Source organism: Ruegeria sp. BE1, assembly GCF_056538885.1.
This window is the reverse complement of record NZ_JBQFTY010000004.1, coordinates 301183-326196: the sequence shown is the minus strand read 5'-3', so window position 1 is coordinate 326196 and position 25014 is coordinate 301183. Positions and strand designations below refer to the sequence as shown.

25 protein-coding genes are annotated in these 25014 nt (G+C 58.6%); 7 read left to right on the top strand and 18 right to left on the bottom strand.

Going from position 1 to position 25014, the window contains the following annotated elements:
• Positions 1-45 precede the first annotated feature (45 nt).
• Positions 46-1053, top strand: a complete 1008-nt coding sequence (locus tag ACR0J5_RS14375; protein ID WP_480654469.1) for an Ldh family oxidoreductase — start codon at positions 46-48, stop codon at positions 1051-1053.
• An 86-nt stretch (positions 1054-1139) separates the two neighbouring features.
• Here the strand turns inward: ACR0J5_RS14375 and ACR0J5_RS14370 are convergent, their stop codons facing one another.
• From ACR0J5_RS14370 to ACR0J5_RS14315, 12 genes are all read right to left on the bottom strand, one after another.
• A complete protein-coding gene (locus ACR0J5_RS14370) occupies positions 1140-1835 on the bottom strand; it encodes an RraA family protein (RefSeq protein WP_480654467.1) in 696 nt (231 codons plus the stop codon).
• Positions 1825-2532, bottom strand: a complete 708-nt coding sequence (locus ACR0J5_RS14365; protein WP_480654465.1) for an alpha/beta fold hydrolase — start codon at positions 2530-2532, stop codon at positions 1825-1827. The genes ACR0J5_RS14370 and ACR0J5_RS14365 overlap by 11 nt, the downstream gene beginning before the upstream one ends.
• Positions 2533-3663 (bottom strand): cobalamin-independent methionine synthase II family protein, encoded by a 1131-nt coding sequence (locus tag ACR0J5_RS14360; RefSeq protein WP_480654463.1) that lies wholly within the window; start codon positions 3661-3663, stop codon positions 2533-2535. It abuts the gene before it with no gap.
• A 65-nt stretch (positions 3664-3728) separates the two neighbouring features.
• Positions 3729-4691, bottom strand: coding sequence for a cupin domain-containing protein (locus ACR0J5_RS14355; RefSeq protein WP_480654461.1), 963 nt, complete (start codon positions 4689-4691; stop codon positions 3729-3731).
• A 154-nt stretch (positions 4692-4845) separates the two neighbouring features.
• On the bottom strand, positions 4846-5817 hold the full coding sequence (locus tag ACR0J5_RS14350) for a nuclear transport factor 2 family protein (protein WP_480654459.1): 972 nt from the start codon (positions 5815-5817) through the stop codon (positions 4846-4848).
• A complete protein-coding gene (locus tag ACR0J5_RS14345; protein WP_480654711.1) occupies positions 5814-6830 on the bottom strand; it encodes a LacI family DNA-binding transcriptional regulator in 1017 nt (338 codons plus the stop codon). Before ACR0J5_RS14345 ends, ACR0J5_RS14350 begins: the two co-directional genes overlap by 4 nt.
• The gene (locus ACR0J5_RS14340) at positions 6827-7591 is read right to left on the bottom strand and encodes an SDR family NAD(P)-dependent oxidoreductase (RefSeq protein WP_480654457.1); all 765 of its coding nucleotides are present in this window, start codon (positions 7589-7591) and stop codon (positions 6827-6829) included. The genes ACR0J5_RS14345 and ACR0J5_RS14340 overlap by 4 nt, the downstream gene beginning before the upstream one ends.
• Complete coding sequence (locus tag ACR0J5_RS14335; RefSeq protein WP_480654455.1) at positions 7591-8643, bottom strand: ester cyclase; 1053 nt, start codon at positions 8641-8643, stop codon at positions 7591-7593. Before ACR0J5_RS14335 ends, ACR0J5_RS14340 begins: the two co-directional genes overlap by 1 nt.
• A complete protein-coding gene (gene hisD / locus ACR0J5_RS14330) occupies positions 8640-9971 on the bottom strand; it encodes a histidinol dehydrogenase (RefSeq protein ID WP_480654453.1) in 1332 nt (443 codons plus the stop codon). Before hisD ends, ACR0J5_RS14335 begins: the two co-directional genes overlap by 4 nt.
• A gap of 11 nt (positions 9972-9982) precedes the next feature.
• Positions 9983-10513, bottom strand: a complete 531-nt coding sequence (locus ACR0J5_RS14325) for an ester cyclase (protein WP_480654451.1) — start codon at positions 10511-10513, stop codon at positions 9983-9985.
• Positions 10510-12027, bottom strand: coding sequence for a GMC family oxidoreductase (locus ACR0J5_RS14320; RefSeq protein WP_480654450.1), 1518 nt, complete (start codon positions 12025-12027; stop codon positions 10510-10512). The genes ACR0J5_RS14325 and ACR0J5_RS14320 overlap by 4 nt, the downstream gene beginning before the upstream one ends.
• 6 nt (positions 12028-12033) lie before the next feature.
• Positions 12034-13080 carry an ABC transporter ATP-binding protein gene (locus tag ACR0J5_RS14315; RefSeq protein ID WP_480654709.1) on the bottom strand — a complete coding sequence of 349 codons (1047 nt, stop codon included), beginning with the start codon at positions 13078-13080 and terminating at the stop codon, positions 12034-12036.
• A 282-nt stretch (positions 13081-13362) separates the two neighbouring features.
• Here ACR0J5_RS14315 and ACR0J5_RS14310 point away from each other — a divergent pair, with 282 nt between their 5' ends.
• The 5 genes from ACR0J5_RS14310 to ACR0J5_RS14290 all read left to right on the top strand — a co-directional run bounded on the left by ACR0J5_RS14310 (position 13363) and on the right by ACR0J5_RS14290 (position 18760).
• Positions 13363-14592 (top strand): ABC transporter substrate-binding protein, encoded by a 1230-nt coding sequence (locus ACR0J5_RS14310; RefSeq protein WP_480654448.1) that lies wholly within the window; start codon positions 13363-13365, stop codon positions 14590-14592.
• 70 nt (positions 14593-14662) lie between these two features.
• Positions 14663-15694, top strand: coding sequence for a carbohydrate ABC transporter permease (locus ACR0J5_RS14305; RefSeq protein WP_480654446.1), 1032 nt, complete (start codon positions 14663-14665; stop codon positions 15692-15694).
• A gap of 2 nt (positions 15695-15696) precedes the next feature.
• Positions 15697-16581 carry a carbohydrate ABC transporter permease gene (locus tag ACR0J5_RS14300; protein WP_480654444.1) on the top strand — a complete coding sequence of 295 codons (885 nt, stop codon included), beginning with the start codon at positions 15697-15699 and terminating at the stop codon, positions 16579-16581.
• A gap of 13 nt (positions 16582-16594) precedes the next feature.
• Complete coding sequence (locus ACR0J5_RS14295; RefSeq protein ID WP_480654442.1) at positions 16595-17731, top strand: nuclear transport factor 2 family protein; 1137 nt, start codon at positions 16595-16597, stop codon at positions 17729-17731.
• Between the two features lie 36 nt (positions 17732-17767).
• Positions 17768-18760 carry a nuclear transport factor 2 family protein gene (locus tag ACR0J5_RS14290; RefSeq protein WP_480654440.1) on the top strand — a complete coding sequence of 331 codons (993 nt, stop codon included), beginning with the start codon at positions 17768-17770 and terminating at the stop codon, positions 18758-18760.
• A 5-nt stretch (positions 18761-18765) separates the two neighbouring features.
• Here ACR0J5_RS14290 and ACR0J5_RS14285 read toward each other — a convergent pair whose 3' ends face one another.
• Positions 18766-19650: an SGNH/GDSL hydrolase family protein gene (locus ACR0J5_RS14285; RefSeq protein WP_480654438.1), complete on the bottom strand. Its 885-nt coding sequence runs from the start codon at positions 19648-19650 to the stop codon at positions 18766-18768.
• A 21-nt stretch (positions 19651-19671) separates the two neighbouring features.
• On the bottom strand, positions 19672-20535 hold the full coding sequence (locus tag ACR0J5_RS14280) for an SGNH/GDSL hydrolase family protein (protein ID WP_480654436.1): 864 nt from the start codon (positions 20533-20535) through the stop codon (positions 19672-19674).
• Positions 20536-20859: 324 nt separating this feature from the next.
• On the opposite strand from ACR0J5_RS14280, the gene ACR0J5_RS14275 reads away from it, so the two are divergent.
• Positions 20860-21198, top strand: coding sequence for a DM13 domain-containing protein (locus ACR0J5_RS14275; protein WP_480654434.1), 339 nt, complete (start codon positions 20860-20862; stop codon positions 21196-21198).
• Between the two features lie 21 nt (positions 21199-21219).
• On the opposite strand, the gene ACR0J5_RS14270 is transcribed toward ACR0J5_RS14275, so the two are convergent.
• From ACR0J5_RS14270 to ACR0J5_RS14255, 4 genes are all read right to left on the bottom strand, one after another.
• Positions 21220-22512: a TRAP transporter large permease gene (locus tag ACR0J5_RS14270; protein ID WP_480654432.1), complete on the bottom strand. Its 1293-nt coding sequence runs from the start codon at positions 22510-22512 to the stop codon at positions 21220-21222.
• 23 nt (positions 22513-22535) lie between these two features.
• A complete protein-coding gene (locus ACR0J5_RS14265; protein WP_480654430.1) occupies positions 22536-23042 on the bottom strand; it encodes a TRAP transporter small permease in 507 nt (168 codons plus the stop codon).
• Positions 23043-23061: 19 nt separating this feature from the next.
• Complete coding sequence (dctP, locus tag ACR0J5_RS14260) at positions 23062-24072, bottom strand: TRAP transporter substrate-binding protein DctP (protein WP_480654429.1); 1011 nt, start codon at positions 24070-24072, stop codon at positions 23062-23064.
• Between the two features lie 229 nt (positions 24073-24301).
• Entirely contained in the window at positions 24302-24997 is a 696-nt protein-coding gene (locus ACR0J5_RS14255) for a TetR/AcrR family transcriptional regulator (protein WP_480654427.1), read from the bottom strand.
• Positions 24998-25014 lie beyond the last annotated feature (17 nt).

Genomic DNA, 25014 nt, shown 5'->3' with positions numbered 1-25014 from the left:
CCGCCCCCTGATCGGGGCAACAACATCTACGAACGGGAACGAACTATGACCGCCACCGAAACCCTGTCTCTGTCCGAAATTGAAGACCTCGCCTTCCGCGCGCTCGTCAAAGCCGGAACATCGGAAGAAAATGCACGCCCCCTGGCGGTTGCCACGGCGATGACCGAGGCGGATGGCGTGGCGTCGCACGGTCTGGCCTATATCCCGATCTACGCGCAGCATGTGGAATGCGGCAAGGTGGACGGGGCTGCAAAACCTGTTGTCGAACAGCCGCGCCCTGCGGTGGTTACCGTGGATGCCGCCACCGGTTTTGCCCACAGCGCAATTGATCTGGGTTTTGAAAAACTGATCCCGCTGGCGCGCGAACAGGGTGTTGCGGTTCTGGCCATCAACAACTCGTATAACTGTGGTGTTTTGGGCGTGCACACACAGCGTCTGGCGCAGGCAGGTCTGCTGGGGATCGGGTTCACCAACGCCCCGGCCTCGATTGCGCCGTCGGGCGGCGCAAAGCCCGTTGTCGGCACCAACCCGTTCTCGATCTCGGCTCCCGACGCGGATGGCAATGCCGCACTGCTGATCGATCAATCCGCCAGCACAATCGCAAAAAGCGAAGTGATGAAACATGCCCGCGAAGGTCAGCCTGTGCCAGAAGGCTGGGTGCTGGACGCTGATGGGCAGCCCACCACCGACCCCGAAGCGGGTCTGAAAGGGTCGATGGTCCCATCAGGCGGCTACAAAGGCGTTGGCATCGCCCTGACTGTTGAGCTGATGGCCGCTGCCATGACCGGCGCGACCCTTGGCGCGGTGGCCAGCCCGTTCTCGGGCACCGCAGGTGGCCCGCCGAAAACCGGGCAGTTCTTTATCGCTGTTGACCCGCAAGCAACCTCAGGCGGGGCGTTTCAGGGCAAGCTGGCTGAATTGATTGCGTCTTTCCGCGATCAGGACGGCGCGCGCCTGCCCGGTGACGGGCGGTTGAACAAGCGCACACGCGCCGCCACCGAAGGCGTCGCCGTCAACGCGGCGTTGCTGGAAAAGGTGCGGGCGCTTTTGTGATCCAGTCGGCACCCCGTCCAACCTGACAATCGGGTCGGACTAGGTACTAAAAAATGCTCTAAGGCCCGTCCCAGTGATGGGCCTTTTCATGTCCGGGCTTTTTCAAAGGCGCTCCACGCTGCTTCAAAGGCGGCAAAATCAAAGCCTTCGGCGCGGGCGGGGTCCAGCACCAGTTTTTCGGTGTCCAGCAATTTGTGAATGGCCTCAGCCAGTTTGGAGATGTCGCCCTTAGGGATCACCAGCGCGCCGTGGCGGTCCGCGTGGATCAGATCGCCATCTTCGACGCGCATACCAAAGACCGTCACAGGTGTTCCAATTTCACGTACATGGACAAAGGCGTGGCTGGGCCCGACCGAACCTGCAATGACCGGAAAGCCATCGGGCAGATCGCCCAGATCGCGCATGACGCCATTGGTCAGGGCACCGGACAGGCCAAACCCCTTGTGCACGGTTGTGTTGATCTCACCCCAATAGGCGCCAACGGCGTTTTCACCGTCCAGGTCTTCGACTACGGCAATGCCGGGGCGGGGGCCTTCGGCCATGTGGCGGTAATAGTCCATCCGGCGGGCCTTGATGACATCCGCCGGTTCTGACGGCGGCGCGACGGCGGCGATTTTCGCAGTCCTTGCATAGCCGACAATGGCACCGGCGTCTGGGTCGCTGCACAGAACCGTGCCTCGGGTGAACTGATCAAACCCGCGCCCGCCCTGCGCGACCTCAATTGCGTTGCAGACGGTCGGTGTATCCACCGATTTCAGCAGGGTCAGCAATTCATCGTTCATCATCAACGTCCTTTAACCAGTGACCAAGCGCGGTGGTGGTTTCATCGGGTTTCTCAAGGGTCGGCAGATGGCCTGCGCCCTCGATAATGACCAGTTCCGACTGAGGCAGAAGGTCGTGCATCAGCTCGTGTCGTGAGACCGGGCACAGCTTATCCTCGCGCCCACACAGCACCAGCGCGGGATTGTGATACCCGCGCAAAGTGGCGCTTTGATCCGGTCGATCCCGCAATGCAGCGGACTGATCGCAAAACACATCAGGCCCGAGGGTCATCGCCATCTTCATGCACAGGTCCAGAATTTCTGCCCTGTTTTCGCCCACGCTCAGATAGTTCGGCTTCATCTCGTCGCGCATGACGCTTTCCAGATTGCCGGCGCGGGCCTTGTCCATCTGCGGGGCGCGCCGGGCCTGAATTTCGGGCAATTCGGCCAGAGGGTTGGTGTCCAGCAAGGCCAGACCGGCAACCCGATCCGGGGCCTGCCGGACGATCTCCATCGCGACGATACCGCCCATGGACAGCCCGCCCAGGGCAAACCGGTCCGGCGCGGACTGAAGGATCTGTCGGGCCAGATCTTCCATCGAATCCCGGCCCGACAGCGCGGGCACGGATACGGCGCGCGCGGGCGCAAAGGCGTGGATCTGAGGGGCAAAAAGCCGGGCATCGCACATCATCCCCGGCAGCAGCAGCAGGGGTGTCATCTACGCCTCCGGCAGGGAGGCCGCACCTTCGGACAAAGCGGTCAGTTTGGCATAGGCAATCGACGGGTCGACCGCGCCAAAGCCCGCAAAAGTGCCAAAACCGCAATCGCTGCCTGCGATCACGCGGTCAGCGCCGACAATATCGGTGAACCGGGCAATGCGTTGCGCCACCAGCTCGGGGTGCTCAACGAAGTTGGTCGTTGTATCGACCACACCGGGGACCAGTACCTTGTCGTCGGGAATATCCGCCTTGCGATCACGGAAAACGGTCCATTCATGACCATGCCGGGGGTTCGAGGTTTCGAACAGGACATAGCGCGACTTGGTGGCCATCAGCGTGTCGAACATCTTGGACATGGGAATATCGCACAGATGCGGGCCTTCGTAATTGCCCCAACAGATATGCACGCGCACGTTCTCGGCGGGCACATCGGACAGGGCATGGTTCATCGCGTCCACATGCATCTGCGCGATCTTGAGGAATTCCTCATCCGACATGTCGGTGAACAGCATATGGCGCGACAGGGCCAGATCGGGGCAATCCAACTGCAGGTCCAGACCCGCCGCGACGATGGTTTCATATTCCTCTTTCATCGCATCTGCGAGGGCGGCCAAATAAGCCTCACGCGATTTGTAATAGTCGTTTTGCAGGAACAGCGACACCACACCGGGGCTGGCGGCGTTCATGAAGCCGCGCTGAATCCCGTGTTCGGCCATCGCCGCCTTGAGGTTGGCAATGTCCTTCTGCAGCTCATCCTGCCCTTTGGAGCGGACCTCTCCGGTGCACATCGGGCGGGCATATTGGGGCGTGCCGCCAGCATCGGCCAGACGTTGCAGAAAGCTGGGGAACATTTTCAGATCGGCGGGCGCGTTGCGGGGGCTGTCGCCGGAAAACCCGGTGTAGCGATCCTTGACATAGGTCGCGTAGCTGATTTTTGACGTCTCACCATCCGAGACGATGTCGATCCCCGCGTCCTTTTGCTGTTTCACCGTCTGTGAAACCGCTGCCGTCATGCAGGCATCAAAGGCAGCGGGGTTGTAAGGCTCGTCACGCTCGCGGGCAAAGATGAAATCCACCACCTCTTGCGTGCGGGGCAGGCTACCCACATGGGTCGTCAGAACGCGGGTCATCTTTGTCTCCTTGATCTTGGTCGTCAGGGTGGCCGCAGCGCTTTGGCCTGCGACCACCTGTTGGTTTAGGCGCCGGTCCAGGTCGCGCCTGCCGGATCGTCGGTTGCGGTGATCCGGTAAAGACCCGCCTGACCGGTCATCGACGGCGTCACGCTATAGCGTTCGCCGGGCAGAACCAGCGCCGTGTCACCGCTGGACAGGGTGACAACCACATCGTCGATGCCAATGCGCCAGTGGCCGCTGGCGGGCATCAGAACCACGGGTTTGGTGGCTTCGACCGGGACCTCAACGCCAGAGCCGCGGGTCAGGAAATCAACCTCAAACCCCGGCTTATCCTTGATCAGTCCGTTTTCACCGATCACCACGGCGGGTTTGTTGGCCCCCAGCGCCATCAGGTCCCAATAGCGGGCGACATATTTGCCCACGACATCTTCGACCGGAACCTCGGGATAAGCTTTCAGCTGGTCTTCGGTCAGCAGAGGCATCGGCTGCACGTTATGGGGCAGCTCTTCGCCCTTTTTGCTGTCGTAGAGCACACCGTTATTGCCCAGCATCAGACCATGGGCCTGCGCGTCCTCGATGACCTGCGGGGCCCATGTCACGCCACCGCCGGCATCGTCGCCGCCCAGAATCGACATGATCATGCCGTAATCCTGACCCACGTTTTCAAAGCCCCGGAAGATGCCGGTGGGGATGTTGAAAATATCGCCTTCCTCGGCAATGAACTCGCCCGCCGTGCCATAACGGCCCCAGAAGAACCGCCAGCGGCCCTTGGCGACAAAGAACACCTCGGCCGTGGTGTGGCTGTGCAGCGAGTTGCGGCATTTCGGAGGTTGCCCCGCCGCGCCAATGTTAAAGCCGATCTTGTCGGTGATATGGACATGCTGGTCGGGGCTCTCAGAGACCCCGCCGCCGACGATGGTAAAGTTTTCCTTCTGGTCCGATCCCGGCGTATGGGCGTCGATAAAGGCGGTTTTGCAGGGCTGAAGCTCGCCATAGCGGACGATGCGTTGTTCAATAGTGCTCATGGTCTTTTTCTCCTTGAAAGGGGTTGGTTTGACGAAATCAAACCAACCCTCCGGGAGGTCGGTTGTTCAGCCGTCGCGCCCGCAGGCTGGCCCGGTGGGCGTGAAAACGCCGCGTCGCCTGACTGGCATCCAGATATGAGACCCGGTGGTTCACTCAGACAGTCCCGGTGTGCAGCAGGATCTGTTTCCAGATCGCCACTTCGTCATACAGGCTGAATTCGCGGCGCAGGCCCCAGGGGCCGAACTCGGCATGGGACATGCCCATCACATGCACCTTGGCCCCGGTCGGGCGGCCAAAGGCGCCCCAGCCGTCATGGGTGCCGTCCAGCGACCAGCGCACCGAGGCTCGTGGTGACATCATGTTCCCGTCCATGCCGATCTGGTGGTGGATTTTGAACGCGGCATTTGGAAAGGACGAGCGCAGGCCGACCCAGAACCGGCTGACCGCCTCACGCCCGATGGCCTGTTGCGCGCCCGCATATTCCCCGATTACGGCCCGGTCGTAATCGGTCAGAATATGGTTGAAATCCTTGTTCATGATGCGCGTCAGCGTCTCGGCATAGCGGGCGCCCCATTCGTTATCATTGCCGGTCCCGTGATAACCGCCATCCACGTCGATCTCGGGGGTAAAAGGGCGCGCGGCTTTGTCCGGCCCACCTTCGGCTGCGATCAGATCTCGGGTGTACTCTTCGGGCTCCAGCCCCAGTTGGCGGACGAGGCCACCATAGTCGCGCACCAGCCATTCGTCATAGATCGTCTCACCCTTGGCGGCGCAATCTGCGATGACGCGCACCACCCATTTCTTACCGCTGGCCTTGCCGAACTGCCCATCCTGAAGATGCGTCGCGGTGGTCAGAAGACGGTGCGACGACAGATGCCCATGTTCGTCCGAGTAGGACCAGATCACATCCTCACCGTAAAGCTGGCGGTCGGGAAACTCGTGGCAGGTGGCCATGGTCGCGGCAATCACGCCCTGATTTCCATGGCTGACCCCCATCGGTGTGCGCACCGGAATGTCAGGCGCGTAATAGCGGTTCAGCGTCTCGGTGCCGCGATCTTCCCAGATCTCCTTGGTGATCCCAAGGATGTAATCGGGAAAGTCCGTCCATTTGTTTGCATAGGTCATGAGTTGAAGCCTTGTGGTTTTCGGGCCGAGCCCCGGATTTTGAGCGGGCCGGGAATCTGAATGCGTTGCGAGGCTGCGCCGTTTTCGATCCGCGCCAGCAAGACGTCGACGGTGGCGTTGACCATCTTGTTGATCGGCTGCCGGATCGTCGTCAGGTCATAGGCGGGCCAGGCCGACATGGGGACATCGTCATAGCCCACGATGCTGACATCGTTTGGAACGGATAGCCCCAGTTCGAACCTGAGCGTGTCCATGACGGCAAAGGCCATGTGATCGTTCCCGACAAAGATCGCATCCGGACGGTTTGGACCGCCACACATCGCACGCGCAATGGCCGAGGCTTTTTCCTGATTGTAAGCGCCGTCTTCGATGGCAAAGGGCTCAAGCCCGTGGTCCTTGAGGCCCTGTACAAAGCCGCGCATGCGGTCCAGCCCGGTCGAGGATTCCTGCCAGCCTGAGATATGCGCGATTTTCCTGTGATTGCCGCCTGCCAGAAAATGCGCGACCGTCTGCCCGCCCTGCAGGTTGTCCGATGTGACCTGGGCGAGGTTTCCAGTTTCTTGGCCGCGGTTGAACATCACCACCGGAATGCCGGCATCATCGCAGCGTTTGGCAATGTCATTGGACATGTCGACCGAGGCAGTAATGATCCCGTCCACCTGATAGGACATCAGTTCATCGACAATATCGGCTACGTTGTCATCGTTCTTGGCCATGAACAGAAGGATGTGATACCCGCGCTCTTTCAGAACACGGTCCAAATACTCCAGCGCCATGGGGTAGAACTGATTTTCCAGATAGGCAACGACCAGACCAATTACCCGGCTTTTGCCAGATACCATCGCGCGGGCCAATGTGTTGGGGCGATAGCCAAGCTCTTCGGCGGCCTTTGTGACCTTGCGCCGGGTCGCCGCCGAGGCCGAGGCGCCGGGCGTGAATACCCGGCTGACCGCAGATTGGCTGACACCCGCAAGGCGGGCCACGTCAAATGATGTCACCTTGTCCGCCATCAGTCTGCCGTCCAGCCGCCATCGACCAGCAGCGCCGTGCCGGTCACAAGGCTTGACGCGTCCGAGGCCAGATAGACCGCAGCGCCGGTGATGTCGTCCAGTTCGCCCACCCGGCCCAGCTTGATCTTGTCCTCGATCCAGGCCCGGCGTTCGGGGATGGCCAGCGTTTGTTCCCCAAGGGGGGTGCGGATAAAGGTCGGGGCCAGCGTGTTGACGCGGATGCCATGCGGGCCCCATTCGATTGCCATCGATTTGGTGAAGCCTTCGACCGCGTGTTTGGTGCCGCAATAGACCGCGCGGTCGATGCCGCCGACCTGTCCCATCTGGCTGGTGATGTTGATCAGGCTGCCGGGTTTGTCAGCTGCAATCAGCCCACGTGCCACCGCGCGCGTCAGAAAGTAGGCACCTTTGAAGTTCAGGCCGTTCACCGCGTCAAAATCCGCCTCGGTGGTGTCCAGAGCCGGGGTGTGACGGGCTAGCCCCGCCGAATTGATCAGGATGCCAAAGGGCCCGTTTGCGTCGACCGCAGCCTCGGTCGCAGTTACGTCTTGCACGTCCAAAGATAGCGCCTCAGCCGCCCAGCCCTTTGCGGCAAACGCGTCCGCGATTTCGGCCAGCTTGTCTGCCCGGCGCGCGGCCAGTGTCACATGCGCCCCATGGCTGGCAAGAGCTACCGCGCAGGCAAGCCCTATCCCCGAGGACGCCCCGGCCACCAGCGCGCGTTTGCCATCAAGACGGAACGAAGGGGCAGGGGGCAGGTCCATCAGACATCTCCTACGGGAAAGGGCACACGGCCCGGCACGCGGGCCTTATTGAACTCGCGCAGGCGGGCGAAAACGTCAACGCCCAGCTGTGCATAGGCATCCAGAAGATCGACCAGAACCCAGTTTTCACGGATTTTCCCACCCTCCAGCCGCCAGAAATCCAGACTGCGCATGGTGATCCGTTTTCCTGATGGCGCGATGCCCATCCACCCATCATGCGTTACGGTCTGGATCATGTTGGGCCAGCCGGTGACGGCGGCATAGTCCCCGTCGCTGAAGAAGTGATAGGTGATGTCATCCACATATTGCCCACGATCCGGCATGCCCGACAGAAATGGAATCTGGTGCCAATTGCGAAACCCGGCAATGCCGCGCCCGGTGCCGATGCCGGCTGGACCATACCAGTTCATACGCGGATGCCAGAAGCGTTCCATCTCCATCACTTCGGGGCCGCCCTGACTGGGATGCTTCTTTAGATACTCAAGCATTTCAACGATATGGTCGCAGGATGCCTGAGAGTTGGCCTCGTCCCGTTGGCCTGCGACAATTCCATCCTGCGACGCTGGACCCGGAACGCAGAATTCCAGCCCAAGGGATGGGGCCATGGGCCATGCGCCCGCCTGCATCATCACTTCGGGAATGTCCCAAAGGGTCTGAACCTCGACCACTTCGCCTGCCCGAATGCGGTAGAATTCATGAAACCGCATATGAGTCAAATGTCCGGTAGGCGGAATGTCCAGCCAGGGGGCGACGAACGTGCCAAAATAGTGCCCGCCACAACCGATCCAATCGTCTCCGTGCTCGGTTCTCCCACCAATTACGATCCAATCCCGCCGCTCAAGGTCCGGCATGGCATTCAGCAACGGCGCGTAGCAGGTGTCGTACAAGTTCTGCGGGCCCGTCAAATCACCGAAAGGATAAGGCATGTGAATGACTGCATCTGCAGAAATCGCGCCGTTCAACGCGGCCTGAACACGGACACTGTCAAAGTCGTACATCGCCGCCCGAAGCGGTGCCATCAGCGCCTTGTTCGCTGAATGCACGTCGCTCATTCAGCGGCCTCACGGTAAGGGGCAGGTTCGCCGTAGGGAACGTTGATTCCACCATAGCGGCGCACACGCACATTGCATTGCTCGGCATGGCCCACAAAGCCTTCCAGCATGCACAGGCGCGAGCCGTACTCACCGATCAGCGTTGCTGCTTCATCGGTCAGAACCTTCTGATAGCTGTGTGTTTTCAGGTATTTCCCAACCCACAGACCGCCCGTATAGCGCCCCGCCTTTTTGGTTGGCAGGGTGTGGTTTGTGCCAATCACCTTGTCCCCGTTCGACACATTGGTGCGCGGGCCAAGGAACAGTGCGCCGTAGCAGGTCATATTCTCAAGGAACCAGTCATCGCGGTCGGTCATCACCTGCACATGTTCCGAGGCAATGTCATCGGCCACCTGCAACATCTCATTATAGGTGTCGCAAACAATCACCTCACCATATTCATCCCATGACACTTTCGCCGTGCCCGCAGTGGGCAGGATACCCAGCAAGCGGTCAACCTCAGCCAGGGTTTCTTCGGCCAGCTTTCGCGAATTGGTCAGCAGCACGCAGGGGCTGTTATAGCCATGTTCGGCCTGACCCAGCAGGTCGGTGGCGCACAGCTCGGCGTCGGCGGCTGTTTCATCGGCGATCACCATCGTCTCTGTCGGGCCAGCAAACAGATCAATGCCGACGCGACCAAACAGCTGACGCTTGGCCTCAGCCACAAACGCGTTGCCGGGGCCGACCAGCATGTGGACGGGATCAATGGTCTCGGTCCCCAGCGCCATGGCGCCAATGGCCTGAATGCCGCCCATAACGTAAATCTCATGCGCGCCGCCCAGATGCATGGCCGCAATCACGGCAGGGTTGGGCTTGCCATTGAAAGGCGGCGTACAGGCGATGATACGCGGCACACCCGCAACGCTGGCCGTGGCCACCGACATATGGGCCGAGGCCACCATCGGGAACTTGCCGCCGGGGACGTAGCAGCCCACCGATTGCACCGGGATGTTCTTATGGCCCAGGATCACGCCGGGCAGGGTCTCAACCTCGATATCCAGCATCGAATCGCGCTGTGCCTGCGCAAAGTTGCGCACTTGTTCCTGCGCGAACTTGATGTCTGCCAGTTCACGCTCGGTCAGCTGGGCCATCAGATCGTCAATCTGATCCTGCGACAGACGGAATGAGGCGGGCGAGTAATTGTCGAACTTTTCGCTCAACTCACGCACGGCGGCATCGCCGTGGGTTTCGATGTCTTTCAGGGTGGCTTCCACCACAGCGCGGGTCTTGGCGTCGTCCTCGGCCCGGTCCGCGTCAGATTTACCGCGTTTCAGATACTCAATTGCCATTGTTTCAACCCTCAGTTTGCAGGACGGGGCGGTGTCTTTTCCCCCCGGTCATAGGCTTCCCAGCCTTCGCCATTGAACAGATCGACGCCCAGCTGTGCGGCGACATGGGCGAAATCCACATTCACCCAGTTGTCGACAATCTTGCCATCGACCACTTTCCAGAAATCCATGTAGCGAATTTCGACCCGTTTGCCGGTGGGCGCGATCCCCAGAAATTCGCCGGAATGTGTTGCCTCTTGTCGACCGAACGCAGCGGCCCATTCGCCCATGTAAAGTCGCGCCTCATCAATGCAGGTCTTGTCCGAGAACGCGGCCTGAAATGGGCGTTGCCAGTTGTCCTGAAACTCTTGCAGCCCGGTTTTGGTGCCGCAGCCCTGATTGCCAATCCAGCGAAACCCTTGGCTGAAAAACTCACCAATATCGTCAATGCGGTGGTCGTTCAGACCATCCACCATGGTTTCGATCACGCGGCGCGTGTCTTCGGTTTTGCTCAGGTCCGTGTCACGGGTCAGAACAGCTTGCTCGGGGCGGGAACCTTTCATGCGGCGTCCTCTGAAATCAACTGACCGGCGCGGTGACCAATCATCATGGATGGGGCATTGGTGTTGGCGCTGGTGATGCTGGGCATGATCGAGGCATCGGCAACCCAAAGCCCGTCAACACCCCGGAAGCGCAGGCGCTCGTTTACGGGCGCATCCGAGTCTGTACCCATACGCAGCGTTCCGACAGGATGATATGCCGTCGCCGCCCGATCCTGAATATAGGCGCGTGCTTCGTCCTCGGATTGAACGGCGGGGCCGGGGAAAGCCTCTGGCGCGGCATGTGGGGACAGATCGGCGTTCGCCATGATGTCGCGCAGGCGCAGCCAGCCGCGGGTCAGGCGATCCAGATCGTCGGGGTCATTGAACAGACCAAAGTCGATCGCCAGCCCTTCGCGCGTCATGCTCAGACGGCCGCGCGACTTTGGGCGACACACCACGGCATCGGCAAAATAACCCGAGCCCATGGTGTAGCGCCGCCCCTTCCAATCCATGTAGAACGGAATGAAATGGCTTTGAATATCGGGCCGGTTGCCTTGCCCGGTGCTGTCGAAAAACAACCCGCCTTCACAGGTGGATGAGGCCAGAATGCCGCGCCCCGTGGTCAGCCAGTTCACGGGCCCCGACAGCCATTTCCAGGCGTCATTGATATTCAGACCATAACCTGAATTGGGGCCCGAATAGTGGATACCACAGCCGGGATGATCGTGCAGGTTCTCTCCGACACCAGCGACATCGCGCACGACGTCATAGCCCGCGCGCCGCAGATCATCCGCCGGACCAATCCCGGACCGCATCAGAATTTCGGGCGATCCAATCGCGCCTGCCGACAGAACAATGCCCTTGCGCGCGGTCAAAAGCGTGCCGTCAGTCAGTTCGACCTTTTTGGCGGGGTCGCCATCCAGCAGGATGCGTTGAACGTTGCTTTTTTGCCGGACATGCCCGCCTTTTGACAGGGCAGGGCGCAGGAACGCATCAGCGGCGGACCACCGGCGCCCGTTATGCATGTTGAACCGGCAGGGTCCGCTGCTTTCACGCTCGGGCGTCACCTCGGCGTCGGGGTCATTGTCGAACACATACCCCAGCGATCGGGTCAGCGGGTGAGGCGTGTCCATCCGCGCCGGTGCAATTTTCGCCTCAATACCTTCAAAGGCGGGGCCGACCTGATCCCAACCCCAACCGGGCACATTCCAATCATCGAAATCCGAACGGCAGCCACGATACCAGACCATCGAATTGATCGAGCCTGACCCCCCGATCATCTTGCCACGCGGTACAGCCAGAGATCGCCCGTTGATCCCCTGCATGCCGACCGTCTTGTAACGCCAGTCGCGGGTTTTGCTGCCCATCATCCAGATCAGGCCAAACGGCATGCGGACAAGGGGCCATTTGTCGGATGGTCCGGCTTCCAGAACAAGAACGCTGCCGACCTTGGCGTCAATCAAGCCTGCTGCCACCGCGCATCCGGCCGAACCTGCGCCGATCACGATAAAATCGTATTCCAATCTGGTGGACATGGTGTGTCAGTCCAATCGCTCGCCGGTATTGGCATCAAACAGGTGGCACACGTCGGCAGGGATGTGGACTGCCGTCTGGTCACCGATTTCTGCGCGGTATTCCTTGCCCGCCCGGACAGAGGCCAGGGTGCCGCCCAGTTTCATGGTTGCCACCGTGGCATCCCCCAACAGTTCCAGCGAATAGAGCGGTGCTGACGATGTGCCGTTGGGATCCAGCGTGGCATCTTCTGCGCGGAACCCAAGAGTGATCTTGCCCGAGTGCTGCGTCGGAAGACCGCTGATCGTTGTGTTCTGCCCTGTAAAGGTGCCGTTTGAAATCTCGCCTTCCAGCAGGTTCATGGCGGGGCTGCCGATAAAACTGGCCACGAAAGTATTGGCGGGCCTGTCGTAGATATCCGTCGGGGTGCCGACTTGCTGCACCACACCTTTGCTCATGACGACAACGCGATCAGCAAGGGTCATTGCTTCGATCTGGTCGTGGGTTACGTAGATCGTCGTCACCTGCAGTTCATGGCTGAGGTTCTTGATCTGGTGACGGGTCGAGACGCGCAGTTTGGCATCCAGATTGGACAGCGGTTCGTCCATTAGAAAAACGTTCGGTTCGCGCACAATGGCGCGGGCCAGAGCGACGCGCTGACGTTGGCCGCCAGACAGCTCAGCAGGGCGGCGATGCAGGAAATCCGTCAGCTCGACCATTTCCGCCGCCCGACGCACCCTCGCATCGTGGTTCGCGGGGTCGATTTTGCGAACTTTCAGTGGAAAGCGGATGTTCTCATAGACATCCAGGTTCGGATAAAGCGCATAGCTTTGAAACACCATCGCGACATCGCGGTCTTTGGGGTCAAGATCGTTGACGACACGGCCATCAATGGTGATTTCGCCCTCGGTGACATCCTCAAGCCCGGCAATCATGCGCATTGTGGTGGTCTTGCCGCAGCCTGAAGGCCCGAGGAGGACCAGAAACTCTTTATCCGCGATCGTCAGGTCAAAGTTTTGCACCCCGACGAACGATCCCCAACGCTTGGAGATGTTTTTAAGCTGAATCTCGGCCATCTCGATCTCATCAATTGCATGCGTACGCAAAAATACTGTCAGTGAATGCATAAATTGGCAAGCGGAACTTTTACTCACGTCTGGTTTGGGGATGCGAGCGGATAAAAACTAGCCGCTTATTTTGAATAATTGATAAGATTTAGCGCTCAGAAAGGAATTTCTTGTCAGATGCTGCTGAATTGGCATAATGATGAATGCGAATGCACAATACACCAGTAAATGGTGATTCTAAACTTGCAGGCGACTGCCTGCGTAACAGGGTCCAACCGGAGGGTTCTTAGTATGTCTTTCATGAAAAGCTTTGCGGTCGGCGCAGTTGCGACGCTTTTGACGACAGCAGCTTATGCCGAATGTGAGATTGCCAGCGGCAACGTCAACGTGCTGGCCAACGACTTCCCCGCGCTCAAGGCGATTACATCTGCGGCGGCTGAATGCACAGGCGGCGTGACCGTCGCCGCCAACCACAATAAGGATTTCCGCAACATCACGGTTCAGGCACTGACCGCAAATCCGGCCGAATACACGTCGGTCATCGTTGCGAATTCCTCGATCGTGCCGCTATTGAACGAAGGTCTGATCCGGCCGCTGGATGATCTGGTGGCGAAGCACGGCCAAAGCCTGGGCAAGAACCAGTTGATCACCATCGACGGCAAGATCATGGCGATTGCGTTCATGGCCAACGCGCAGCACCTGTTCGTGCGTCAAGACATTCTGGATCAGGTTGGAAAGCCTGTTCCTGGGTCTTGGGAAGAAGTTGTCGAAACCGGCAAGGCCATCAAGGATGCCGGCATCATGGATCACCCTTTTGCCTTCCTCAGCATGTCTGACTGGAACCTGGGCGAAGAGTTCGTGAACATGTATCTGGGCCATGGTGGCGAATTCTTTAAACCCGGAACGGCCGAGCCGGCGATCAACAACGAAACCGGTGTAGCCACGCTGAATATGATGAAAGATCTGGTGTCTTTGTCGAACCCGGATTTCCTGACCTATAACACCGCAACCGTCGTTCCGATCTGGAAATCAGGCGATCTGGCGATGGCGCAGCTCTGGGGCTCCAGCAGTGGCGAGTTGCTGTCCGGTGAAGGCGCGGAAGGTGGCGTTGCAGAAAACACCGTACTGGCGGCGGCACCTTCAGTTGCCGGAGGGGATACTCCGTCCTCCACGCTGTGGTGGGATGGGTTCACGATCTCGAAAAACATCTCGGATGAGGATGCCGAGGCGACCTTTATCGCCATGATGAACGGTATTTCGCCCAAGATGGTCGAGGCCAATAACGACGCGGCAGTCTGGCTGATGGACTCGTACAAGCCGGGCCCAGCGGCTGTTGGTGTGGCTGAAACCGCATCCGGCGGAGCCAAACCCTATCCGATGCTGCCCTATATGGGCCTGCTGCATCAGGCCTTCTTCGAAGAGCTGCCCGACTTCCTGCAAGGCAATGAAAGCGCCGAGCAGACACTGGCGGACATCGAAGCGGCCTATATCGCTGCTGCCAAAGAGGCCGGTTACCTCTAAGCACTTGAACCGGGGCGGATATGCCTGCCCCGGGTCTTCCCCGTCGCGACGTTGACAGAGGTGTCTGGAAATGAAACATCGTACGTTTTTCTGGTTTATCCTGCCATCGTTGGCCGCAATGATCCTGTTTATTGCGCTGCCTACCGTGTCGGTTGCGATCCAGTCCCTGTTTGTCGAGCACGAACAGGTCATGGTCGAGGTTGAAAACTGTACCCCTTTCAATTGCGACACGGTCTTGCAGGTCGATACCGAGGCGACAGCCGCTTTGCGGGAAGAGGCCCCGTTGGGTCGGTTCAACGGGCTGGGGACATATACAAACCGCAAGCACCTTGCGTTTGAACAGGTCGGTGTCGCCTGGTCTGAAAGCGCCACAATGGGCGAGTTTTTTTCGGAACTGCTGAACCTGCCCTTCTACAAAGCGTTGATCTTTACCCTGACCTACACATTTGTTGTGACGCCGCTGGTCGTTGTTTTTGGGCTGGGCGTTGCGCTGGCCGTGAACCGGGTGCCGACCTTGTTGAAGGGTCCGACGATTTTCGTGTCCCTGCTGCCTATGATCGTAACGCCGCTGGTTGGGGCGCTGATCATATTCTGGATGGTGGATGCGGACGGTATCATCGGCGCGACCCTGCAGTGGGTGTTCAATGACCCGAACCTGTCGCTCAAGGCGTCAACGCCGCTGACGTGGATCATGCTGATTGTCTATGGCATCTGGAGCTCGACCCCGTTCAGCTTCATCGTTTTTTATGCGGGGCTGCAGACAGTTCCGAAGGAAACGCTTGAGGCTGCCAAGATCGATGGTGCCACACGCTGGCAGTCCATTCGGTTTGTGGTCGTACCTTATATGATGCCTTTGGTCGTGTTCATCACCTTGATGCAGTTGATGGATAACTTCCGGATGCTGGAACCCATCCTTGCGTTTCAGGCTTCGGCCAAAGCAACCTCTCTGTCGTATATCATCTACAATGACCTGCGTGGCGGCGACATTCCGCAATTCGGTTCGGCAGGGGCCTCTTCGATCATGACGATTATTGGGGTGGCCATCCTGCTGACACCCGTGCTGATCCGCACCTGGCGCGACTTTAACCGGAAAAGGGTCTGATCATGTCATCATCCGTCGCCGACAGACGTTCAAAAGGCTTGATCTGGTTCACGACAAGCTTTGTGGTCCTGTGGATTTTCATCGCCGCTGGCCCGTTCCTCTGGACACTCTGGGGGTCGTTCAAAGTTCAGCCTGACTTCTTTTCCAAGACAGACTGGACGAACGCGATCTATGGTGTGATGACCAAAGCCGAAACCGGCAGTGCCTTTACTGGGGCGGGTTATCAAGGGGCCTGGGTTGAACAAGAGTTCTGGCGCAACAGTCTGAACACAGCAATTGTTGTGTTCTTCACGGTTGTGATTTCTCTGACTCTCGGAACGCTGGGCGGCTATGCGTTGGCCCGGTCCGGCTATCGGTACGCGTTCTGGTTGCTTATGATTGCCCTTGTATTCCGGGCCATGCCGCACATGACTTTGGTTGCGGGTTACCTGCTGCCATTCTTTGAATGGAATATCTGGGGGCGGCTCAGCACGACAATCATCGTGCTCGTGGCGATCAACCAGCCCTTTACCCTGTGGATGCTGCATTCGTTCTTTTTGAACATTCCCAAGGACATGGACGAAAGCGCCATGGTCGATGGTTGCACGCGCTTCCAAGCCTTCCGCTATGTGATCATTCCGGTCATGTGGCCGGGCGTGATCACGACGGGTCTGTTCAGTTTCCTGCTGGCCTATAACGACTTTGCCATCGGGGCTGTTCTGCTGAATTCGGAAAACCAGACGATGGTGCCGAAAATTGCCAGCTTCTTGGGAACCGTGCGCGAAACCGGAGACGTCATGTTCGCCGTCGCAGCAGCTGTAAGTGCTCTGGTTCCGCTGTTCTTCCTGGTTCTGTTCTTCCAGCGTCAGATCGTCAGCGGCCTGACCGCAGGGGCCGTGAAAGGCTGATAGAGGAGGGGACATGTCGCGAACATACGGACCTGCGCAACCCCTGGCCCGGCATCATATGCCGCAAAGCTATGATATTTCGCTGGGGGCCTATACGCAGAAACGAACCGTCCGTATCCCTGATGATTTCGGCATGGGTCAGAGCCTGAGAGGCTTTGACCCGGAGTATCGAAACATCATCGACTACATCGTGCGGATTACCCATCGCATCTGGGAAACCGACAAGCAGGGCGTCGACTATATCGGTGATTGCTATGCCCCAACCTCGTTGGTCTATGACGATTACGGTCTGCAAATCGGAAATCAGAAAATCATCGCGGACACACATCATACGACCGGCGCGTTTCCCGATATCGTGCTGGACGCCGAAGAGGTCATCTGGGCCGGGGATGATGAGATCGGGTTTCATACCTCTCACCTGACGCGGATCATGGGTACCAATACGAACCCCAGCCGCTATGGGGGTGCCACGGGGCGCAAGATCAATGTGATGGTCATCGCCAATTGCGTGGCGCTGGAGAATGACATTTTCCTGGAGCATGTCCTCTACAACACCTCGGCCATGCTGCAGCAGCTGGGTTTGGACCTGTGGGCCGAGGCAGAGCGCCTTGCCGCCGATCCCCCGGCTGGATGGCCACGCAGCCAGGCCACCTGGGACGAGCTGCGCCGGGCAACGGCGCCACAGCAGCCCTTGTCGGTATCCGAACCGGTTGACGGCTTTGACCCGGACGCTTTTGCGCGGCGGGTGCACGATAACATCTGGAACGGCGACATGGAGGCGTTGCAGACGGACTATGCCGAAAGGATGCCGTTCGAAGGTACCACCGAGCGCGCCTTTGCCGGACGATCAGCCTATGCGGATTATGTCTCGGGACTGAGGGCAGCCTTTCCGGATTTGGCCCTGCAGGTCGACGAAGTCTACTGGATGGGCTCGGATCTTGAGGGTTGGCTTGTTTCCACCCGCTGGAGCGCCGAGGCAACGCATACCGGCCAGACGGATATGTACAAATCGCCCACCGGCGCACGCTGTCAGATCTGGGGTATCACCCAATGGCGGGTCAAGGCAGGGCGTGTGGAACAGGAATGGCAGCTGTTTAACGAATTTGATCTCATGATGCAGATCGCCAAAGCCCGGCTGAGGCCGGACTGAGACTGTAAAGCTTACTCAAAACAAAGAACCGGATATATGACCACTCTGCAATCTGCCAAAGCGCTTGTGCGCGACTATTATGCTGCGATCGATGAAAACCCCGTCGCGGCGGCCTGGAAATACTGCGCGCCTGATGCCATCTGGCGCGGCTATCATCCTTTCAACGAAATTCACGACCCGGTCGAGGTGGCCAATACGTTCTGGGTGCCTCTGCAAAGCTCGGTGACACGTCTGCAACGGCGGCTGGACCTGTTTATGGCCGGAGAAAACGGTTTGGAGGATGGCGGCATTTGGGTGGCCTCGATGGGGCATCTGATGGGCCTGTTCGATCACCCATGGCTGGATATTCCGCCCACCAACAAGATTGTCATGCTGCGCTATGCCGAGTTCATTCGGGTCGAGGGCGACAAAATCACTGACACAGCGATGTTCTTCGACATCCCGCACCTGATGATGCAGGCGGGGCTGAACCCGTTTCCGCCCCAGACCGGCGCGCAGTTGGTACAGCCCGGACCGATGACGCATGACGGCGTGATGTTTGACGAACAGGACCCGGCCGAGGGTCAAAAGACGCTGGACGCCATCGAGTTCATGATCAACGACATTCGCGACTGGAAGGGCAGGGAAGAGCAGGGCCTGCTGACCGAACTGCCGCGCAGTTGGAATGACGACATGATCTGGTGGGGCCCGACGGGGATCGGCGCGACCTACACGATCGAGCGCTATGCCCAACAACATGCGGGTCCCTTCCGCGAAGGGTTCACGGATCGCATTTTCAATGGCCATGTCGCACGGATTGCCGAGGGTAATTTCGGCGGATTTTTCGGTTGGCCGAACCTGACATTGACGCCGTCAGGCGGGTTCATGGGGATGCCGGCGACGGGCAAACCCGGCGACATGCGGGTGATCGACATGTATCGGCGCTCGGGCGACAAACTGACCGAGAACTGGATTTTCATCGACCTGCTGCATTTCTGGAAACAGCAGGGTTTGGATGTTCTGGCGCGGCTTCCTTATATGCGAGGTTAAGGACCTTAGCTTTGCTCTTTCGATGGCGCGATCTGATCGAAAATCGCTGTGCAGATCTGTTTCATCTCAAGCGCAAAGAAGTTCTTGGCCGCGGCTTCGTTTGGGTGGTACGGGTCTTTGACCAGGCCCTTTTTGTTCAGGCGGAAATAGTCTTTGTTCCCTTGATTGGCAGCCACCGTTTCGGGGGTCGCGCCGGGAACAAAGCTGCAGCGCAGCCCGGTCGTTTTGAACGCATCCATCAGGTTCTTTTGCGCGCGCAGGCGCAGTTCAACGATCTTTTTCTTATAGGCCGGGGCCGTGGTCATGAAGATGCAGGGCAGATCGGGTGGCAACTGGGCCATCAGCTTTTCGACGTCCCTAGTCGCAGCACTTGGGTTATTGGCCCATCGTTTTGCCGAATTGCCCAGAAATGACATGAGGATCAGCTTGGGTTCGTAATAGTCCTCACGCAGCATCGCTTCGAGGGGAGAGGCATTGGGAGTACAGAACTGATATTCTTTCCCCTGCCCAATCTGCACGAATTTCTTGTCGGTTTGGTTCACGAACCCATAGGTCCCTGCATTCACTCTCCATTTCGGGTCCACTTTGCAGATCGTGTCTTTTGATTTGCCCGAACGTGCTGTCCAGGAATCGATCGAACTGGAACGCACACCTATGACACCGACGCGCATTTTTCCAAGACGCTTGAGGTTTTCCTTTTGCTGCGCATTCGGATGGCAATGCTGTTTGATATCGCTGAAAAACTCCAGAAAAGCGGGGCCAGAGCCAAAGGAGATCTGACTGTCGCCGACAATCAGGATTTCCGGCGATTCAAATTCGTTCGCCTGGGCGGCCACCCCCCAAACCCCGAGTGCGCACACGATGCCGAAAACCTGTCTGAGTAGTCGCATTGTTTCCCCCTGCCTATGCGTCTATTCCAATGCCGAAAACACTGCATCACACAGCGCGGGTGCATTGATCTTGAGAAAGCTCCGGATGGCTGCCGGGCTTGGGTGATGCGGGTCCTTTACGCGCCCCGCATCATTGCGCCGAAAGAACTTGGGCTTGCCTTCGATTGCAGCCCGCGTTTCAGCGTTAAATCCTTCGACCACGTGGCATTTGTCGCCCACCCGCTCAAAGGCGCGGGCGATTTCGGTCTGGGCTTTCATCCGTTTGTCATTCGTGGCTTTCAGATAGACCGGCGCGCTTGAGATGAAGACACACGGCACATCCTTTGGGATTTGGGCTGCCGTCTTGCGCGCATCTTCTTCGGCCGCGTCCCGAGAGTTGGCCCACCGATCTGCCGAGTTGCCAAGAAAAGTCAGGATCAGCAGGTCTGGTTTGTAATAGCCATCTGCAAACATCGCCTCAAAGGCGGTCTCTTTCGGTTTGCAGAACTGATAGGATGCGCCTTTGCCGATCTGGATGAAGACCCGATCAGGGTTGCCATCGATACCATAGGCCCCGGCATTGACCCCGTATTTCTTGTCCACATCACAAATCGCGCCCTTGGTTGCGCCGCTGGTGGATGTCCAGGATTGCAAAGAGGTCGATCTGACCCCGATGGCCGCGGCTTTGCGCGCGCCCAGCTTGTCCAGTGCTTTTTTGCGCTGGGGGGTCATGTCGCAGTTTTCGGCCAGATCATCGAAAAACCGCAGGTATTCCTTGCCCGCACCGAACGAAATCTGACTGTCGCCCAGCACAAGGATGTCCGGCTGCGCGGCTGCGGGATGGGACATCAGGACCATCAGGCCAACCATCCATGCCCGGGGCAATGATACTCGTTTAACTGTCACGTCTTCTCCGTGTTTCAAAAAGCGCATTGGCCGGACAGTTCGGTTATTCGCAGCATGATGTCTCATCGCACCGAGGATGGCCAATCAACACAAGGTTAGCACGCGACTTTTTGACAGATCATTGATCACGCGGAAAGAAATTCCTGCCCGTCCCCCGGTGCGTCCGCGCAGATAACACAATGCAATCGCATTGGTTCACGTGGCCGTCAGGCGTGTTCCATCCCCATTTTTTGCGGTTAGGCTTGCCACAATTGCAACCAATATAAGGTCTGGAAAATGGTAAATCGTAGAGCACTTTTGATATCAGGCACCTCATTTCTGGGGATGGCAATCGCAGCACCGGCACTGGCGGCTGACGGGCGTGCGGGCAAGTTCAAGGGTGTGAATGGCCACGTCACAAAGGGTCAGGCGAAACTGGTGACCAAGGGCGGCAAGTCCTTTGTCGAGTTGCAGGGTGATTTCTGGTTCGATGGTGCGCCGGACCCCAAAGTGGCGTTGGGTCGAAATGGCTATGACAGTTCGACCCTGATGGGGCTGTTGAAAAGCAACTCGGGTGCGCAGTCCTTTCAGGTTCCCGCAGGCGTCGACGTCTCGAAGATGAATGAGATCTGGATCTGGTGTGAAAAGTTCAATGTCGGGCTGGGCGTTGCAAAGCTGAAGTAAGTTCGGGCATGTGCGCTGGGGTCAGAACAACAGGTTTGGCAGAAACAGCGCCAATGCCGGGAAAAGCGTCAGGATCAGGATTGCGAACAGGTGGATCAGCCAATAGGGCACGGTTGCGATTGCGACGCGGCCCAGGCTGACCTCGTTATTGGTCAGCGCGGTCAGAACAGACAGGTTCAGCCCGACCGGAGGGGTGACCTGTCCGATTTCGATGACGATGGTGATGATGACCCCGATCCAGATCGGATCGAACCCCAGCCCGGTCAGCAAGGGAAACACGACCGGCAGGGTCATGATCATCAGGGACAGCCCGTCAAAGAAACAGCCCAGAACCAGATAGATCAGCACAACGATCAGCAACACGCTGTAGGTGCCCATGCCGCTTTCGGCCACGACCTCAAGGATTTGCTGCGGCACGCCCAGAATGCTGGTCGACTTGGCCAGAATCGTCGCCCCCAGAACCAGAAACCCGACCGAGGCAAACAGCAGGACCGAGTGATAGACCGCCTCGACCAGTTTCTTCCACGTCAGGTCGCCCCACAGCGATGAGATGATGGCGGCCAGCACCACGCCGACCCCGGCGGCCTCGGTCGGGGTGGCCAATCCGCCGACGATGCTGCCGATCACCGCGATGATCAATGCAAGCAGGGGCCAGATATGCCGGAAACCGGCCAGTATCTCCCACACGGAGGCGGCGCTCTCGTCCCGGGGTGCGATGGCGGGGTTGCGGGTGCTTTTGATCAGCAGATAGGTCATGAACATCAGGCCGACCAGAATGCCCGGGATGATCCCTGCCGCGAACAGGCGTCCGATCGAGGTTTCCGTCAGCGCGCCGTAGATCAGAAAGGACAGGCTGGGCGGGATCAGCAGACCCAGCGTGCCGCCACCTGCCAGACTGCCAACGATGGTATCCTTGTCATAGCCGCGTTTCGACATCTCGGGATACGCGACCGAACCCACAGCCGCCGCCGTCGACAGGCTGGAGCCGCTGACCGCCCCGAACAGGGTGCAGACCGCGATATTGGTGTGCAGCAGCCCGCCGGGGATACGCCGAAACAGCGGCGAGAACGCGGTATACGCCTTTTCGCTGATCCCGCTGCGCAGCAGAATCTCACCCAGCAGGATGAACATCGGCACTGCGCTGAGGGTGAACGAGTTGAACACGCTCCAGATCGCGTCCACCGCCAGCGACGTGGCCCCGTTCGAGAAGAAGTACAGGATCAAAAGCCCGGTCAGGCCCAATGCGGCCCCCAGCGCCACACCGGTGCCGGCAGTGACCACCAAAGCACCTGTCAAAGTAAGCCAGAACGACATCAAAGCGCCTTTTTAGTCATGGTTCATTCTATGTCAGCTTTGGCATCGTCAACGCGGTCCAGTATGCCGACCAGACGCGCCACAAAGATGGACAGGGTCAGGGTGAGCGAAAGCGGCATCAGCGCCATCCAGGGATAGAGCAGAATACGCGTCGTTTCGGTCTTTAGGTTGCGTTTGAAGGCGAACTCGAACCACGGGATCGTCTCAATGATCAGCCATAGGAAAAACGCGATACCGATCAGCAGGGCCGCGATTTGCAGCAGGGTTTGCGCCGGGCCCTTCAGCATATCGGCTATAAGCGAGACGCGCACATGCTTGGCCTGCAAGGTTACCATCGGCAGGCCCAGAAACAGCGAGACGCTGAGCAGCAGCCCAACCACCTCTTCGGTGATATGCAGCGGAGTATTGGCGAATTTGCGCATCAACACGCTGGTGACGATGATGCCGACAATGGCGATCATGCCCAGTGCGGATGCCGCCGCACACGCAAGGGCCAGGCGGTCCAGCCCCCACGCAAATATTTCTTTCACTTTCAAAGCCATCTGGCGATCAGCGACCCAGGGCTGTCAGCACACGTTGACGATATTCAGGTGCATTGCCGCCGGCCTCTTCTGCCAGTTCGGCCCAGATTTCAGTGACGTTGGATACGAACAGATCCCGGTCCTCTTGCGAGAAATCCGCGCCCCAGGTCACGCCCTGTTCGACCAGCTTGTCACGGGCTGCAAGCTCGCGCTCGTAATCGTCCTCGTATTGGTTGGTACGCTCCCACAGGGCATCTGCTGCCGTTGCAATCGCCTCTTTCGTGGCGTCGTCGGTGGCGTCCCATTTGTCACTGGCCACGCCGATCACATACGGCCCAGATGCCATCGGATACAGGAACGAGGCATATTTGGCGACCTCCTGCAGGGAAACCGTATCGGCATAGAGCGCAGGATACAGCGCGCAGTCGACCACGCCGGTTTTCAGGGCCACATACATCTCTTCCTGCGGAATGATCTGGGCGGCCACGCCAAGACGGGTGAAGGTTTCGACCTGATCGCGGGCCCAGACGCGCAGTTTCTTGGATTTCAACGCCTCGATGGTGTTCACCGGCTCATCCCGGCAGAAGACCGACACTGACAGCATCGGTATGGGCACATATCCTACCGAGGTCACGCCCCAGTCGGTGAATTCTTCCTGATAGATCTCGCGAACGGTCGGGATCGCCTTTTCGAACTCTTCAATGGATCCGATAGTACCCTGAACCACGACCGAGCTGAGCGCGGGTGCGTCACGTCCAAGGTAATTCGCCCAGATCAGGCTCATTTCCACCGCACCTTTCGGCAGGAACCGCAGCGTGTCTGTGTTCGGCAGGCCCAGTGAGCCGCCGCTGTACAGTTTCAGCTCGGTCTCACCGCCCAGAGCCCCATTCACATCCGCAACGAATTGCTCCAGTTCTGCGGTTTCAGGCCGGGTTTCCGGCAGGAAGTTGTTGAAACGCCACTCTTCAGCGCTGGCTGAGGCGGCCAAAGACACCAATGCGACCGCGCCAAGACCAATAGTTTTGAAAACTCTCTTCATATTTTGCCCTCCTGAAAGGTTGAGTATACGGCTTATTTGCAAGTCTATTAATTGTGGCCGGAATTGAATCACAGAGGTTCAATTTAGCTATTGGTTTAAGGTAGATAGACCGGGCTGAAACCAGCACTACCTGATGCGGCCACTGGTTTGCAAGTCGCGGGCGAATGCAACCGCCGAACGGTCGGCAGCATGCCGGATCAACAATGCACAGCCGTTTTGCCTGCGGGTTTTAGTCTTTGCGCACGATCCGCATGATGCTTTCGACGTTGAAGTCCAGCCGTTCGTTCAGGGCCTGTTTATCCATCATATCGCGCTGAAACAGGTAGGAGCCGGTGAAGCGGTTCGTCAGGTAGTAATACCCGATGGCAGCGATGGTGATGTTGAGCTGCGTGGCATCGATGCCGGACCGAAACTCACCACTGGCCTCGCCGCGTTTCAGAATGCCTTCGACCATCTCGACCAGCCCGCGGGTGGTTTCGGGCAGGCTGTCCAGCGCTTTGATGTGGCGGGCGCGGTGCAGGTTTTCACTGTTCACCAGCGTGATGAATTCGGGGTTCTTGAGGTAATAATCCCAGGTGAACCGCACCAGCGATTCCAACGCGTCCGAGGGTGACAGGGATTCGAGGTTCAGCTTGCGTTCGGCGCTACGAATGTCCAGATAAGCGGCCTCAAGCACGGTGCGGAACAGCCCCTCTTTGCTGCCGAAATAATGGTACAGCATCCGTTTGTTGGCATTGGCGCGTTCGGCGATTTCATCCACCCGCGCGCCGCCCAGCCCGTGTTTGGCAAATTCTTTCTTGGCGGCCCGCAGAATTCGCGCCTTGGTCGCTTCGGCGTCTCTTTTCTTTTTGATTGTCGTCTTTTCGTCCAAAGCCGCCTCCCTTGCCATGCAGCTGTCCTGCCACAGCACATGTAGTAAATGCATGTCGCACAGAAGGCAGG

Bases quoted from the DNA above. Each gene is read 5' to 3' on its own strand.
- ACR0J5_RS14375 (WP_480654469.1), top strand. From the start codon at position 46: ATGACCGCCACCGAAACCCTGTCTCTGTCCGAAATTGAAGACCTCGCC.
- ACR0J5_RS14370 (WP_480654467.1), bottom strand. From the start codon at position 1,835: ATGAACGATGAATTGCTGACCCTGCTGAAATCGGTGGATACACCGACC.
- ACR0J5_RS14365 (WP_480654465.1), bottom strand. From the start codon at position 2,532: ATGACACCCCTGCTGCTGCTGCCGGGGATGATGTGCGATGCCCGGCTT.
- ACR0J5_RS14360 (WP_480654463.1), bottom strand. From the start codon at position 3,663: ATGACCCGCGTTCTGACGACCCATGTGGGTAGCCTGCCCCGCACGCAA.
- ACR0J5_RS14355 (WP_480654461.1), bottom strand. From the start codon at position 4,691: ATGAGCACTATTGAACAACGCATCGTCCGCTATGGCGAGCTTCAGCCC.
- ACR0J5_RS14350 (WP_480654459.1), bottom strand. From the start codon at position 5,817: ATGACCTATGCAAACAAATGGACGGACTTTCCCGATTACATCCTTGGG.
- ACR0J5_RS14340 (WP_480654457.1), bottom strand. From the start codon at position 7,591: ATGGACCTGCCCCCTGCCCCTTCGTTCCGTCTTGATGGCAAACGCGCG.
- ACR0J5_RS14335 (WP_480654455.1), bottom strand. From the start codon at position 8,643: ATGAGCGACGTGCATTCAGCGAACAAGGCGCTGATGGCACCGCTTCGG.
- hisD (WP_480654453.1), bottom strand. From the start codon at position 9,971: ATGGCAATTGAGTATCTGAAACGCGGTAAATCTGACGCGGACCGGGCC.
- ACR0J5_RS14325 (WP_480654451.1), bottom strand. From the start codon at position 10,513: ATGAAAGGTTCCCGCCCCGAGCAAGCTGTTCTGACCCGTGACACGGAC.
- ACR0J5_RS14320 (WP_480654450.1), bottom strand. From the start codon at position 12,027: ATGTCCACCAGATTGGAATACGATTTTATCGTGATCGGCGCAGGTTCG.
- ACR0J5_RS14315 (WP_480654709.1), bottom strand. From the start codon at position 13,080: ATGGCCGAGATTCAGCTTAAAAACATCTCCAAGCGTTGGGGATCGTTC.
- ACR0J5_RS14310 (WP_480654448.1), top strand. From the start codon at position 13,363: ATGTCTTTCATGAAAAGCTTTGCGGTCGGCGCAGTTGCGACGCTTTTG.
- ACR0J5_RS14305 (WP_480654446.1), top strand. From the start codon at position 14,663: ATGAAACATCGTACGTTTTTCTGGTTTATCCTGCCATCGTTGGCCGCA.
- ACR0J5_RS14300 (WP_480654444.1), top strand. From the start codon at position 15,697: ATGTCATCATCCGTCGCCGACAGACGTTCAAAAGGCTTGATCTGGTTC.
- ACR0J5_RS14295 (WP_480654442.1), top strand. From the start codon at position 16,595: ATGTCGCGAACATACGGACCTGCGCAACCCCTGGCCCGGCATCATATG.
- ACR0J5_RS14290 (WP_480654440.1), top strand. From the start codon at position 17,768: ATGACCACTCTGCAATCTGCCAAAGCGCTTGTGCGCGACTATTATGCT.
- ACR0J5_RS14285 (WP_480654438.1), bottom strand. From the start codon at position 19,650: ATGCGACTACTCAGACAGGTTTTCGGCATCGTGTGCGCACTCGGGGTT.
- ACR0J5_RS14275 (WP_480654434.1), top strand. From the start codon at position 20,860: ATGGCAATCGCAGCACCGGCACTGGCGGCTGACGGGCGTGCGGGCAAG.
- ACR0J5_RS14270 (WP_480654432.1), bottom strand. From the start codon at position 22,512: ATGTCGTTCTGGCTTACTTTGACAGGTGCTTTGGTGGTCACTGCCGGC.
- dctP (WP_480654429.1), bottom strand. From the start codon at position 24,072: ATGAAGAGAGTTTTCAAAACTATTGGTCTTGGCGCGGTCGCATTGGTG.
- ACR0J5_RS14255 (WP_480654427.1), bottom strand. From the start codon at position 24,997: ATGCATTTACTACATGTGCTGTGGCAGGACAGCTGCATGGCAAGGGAG.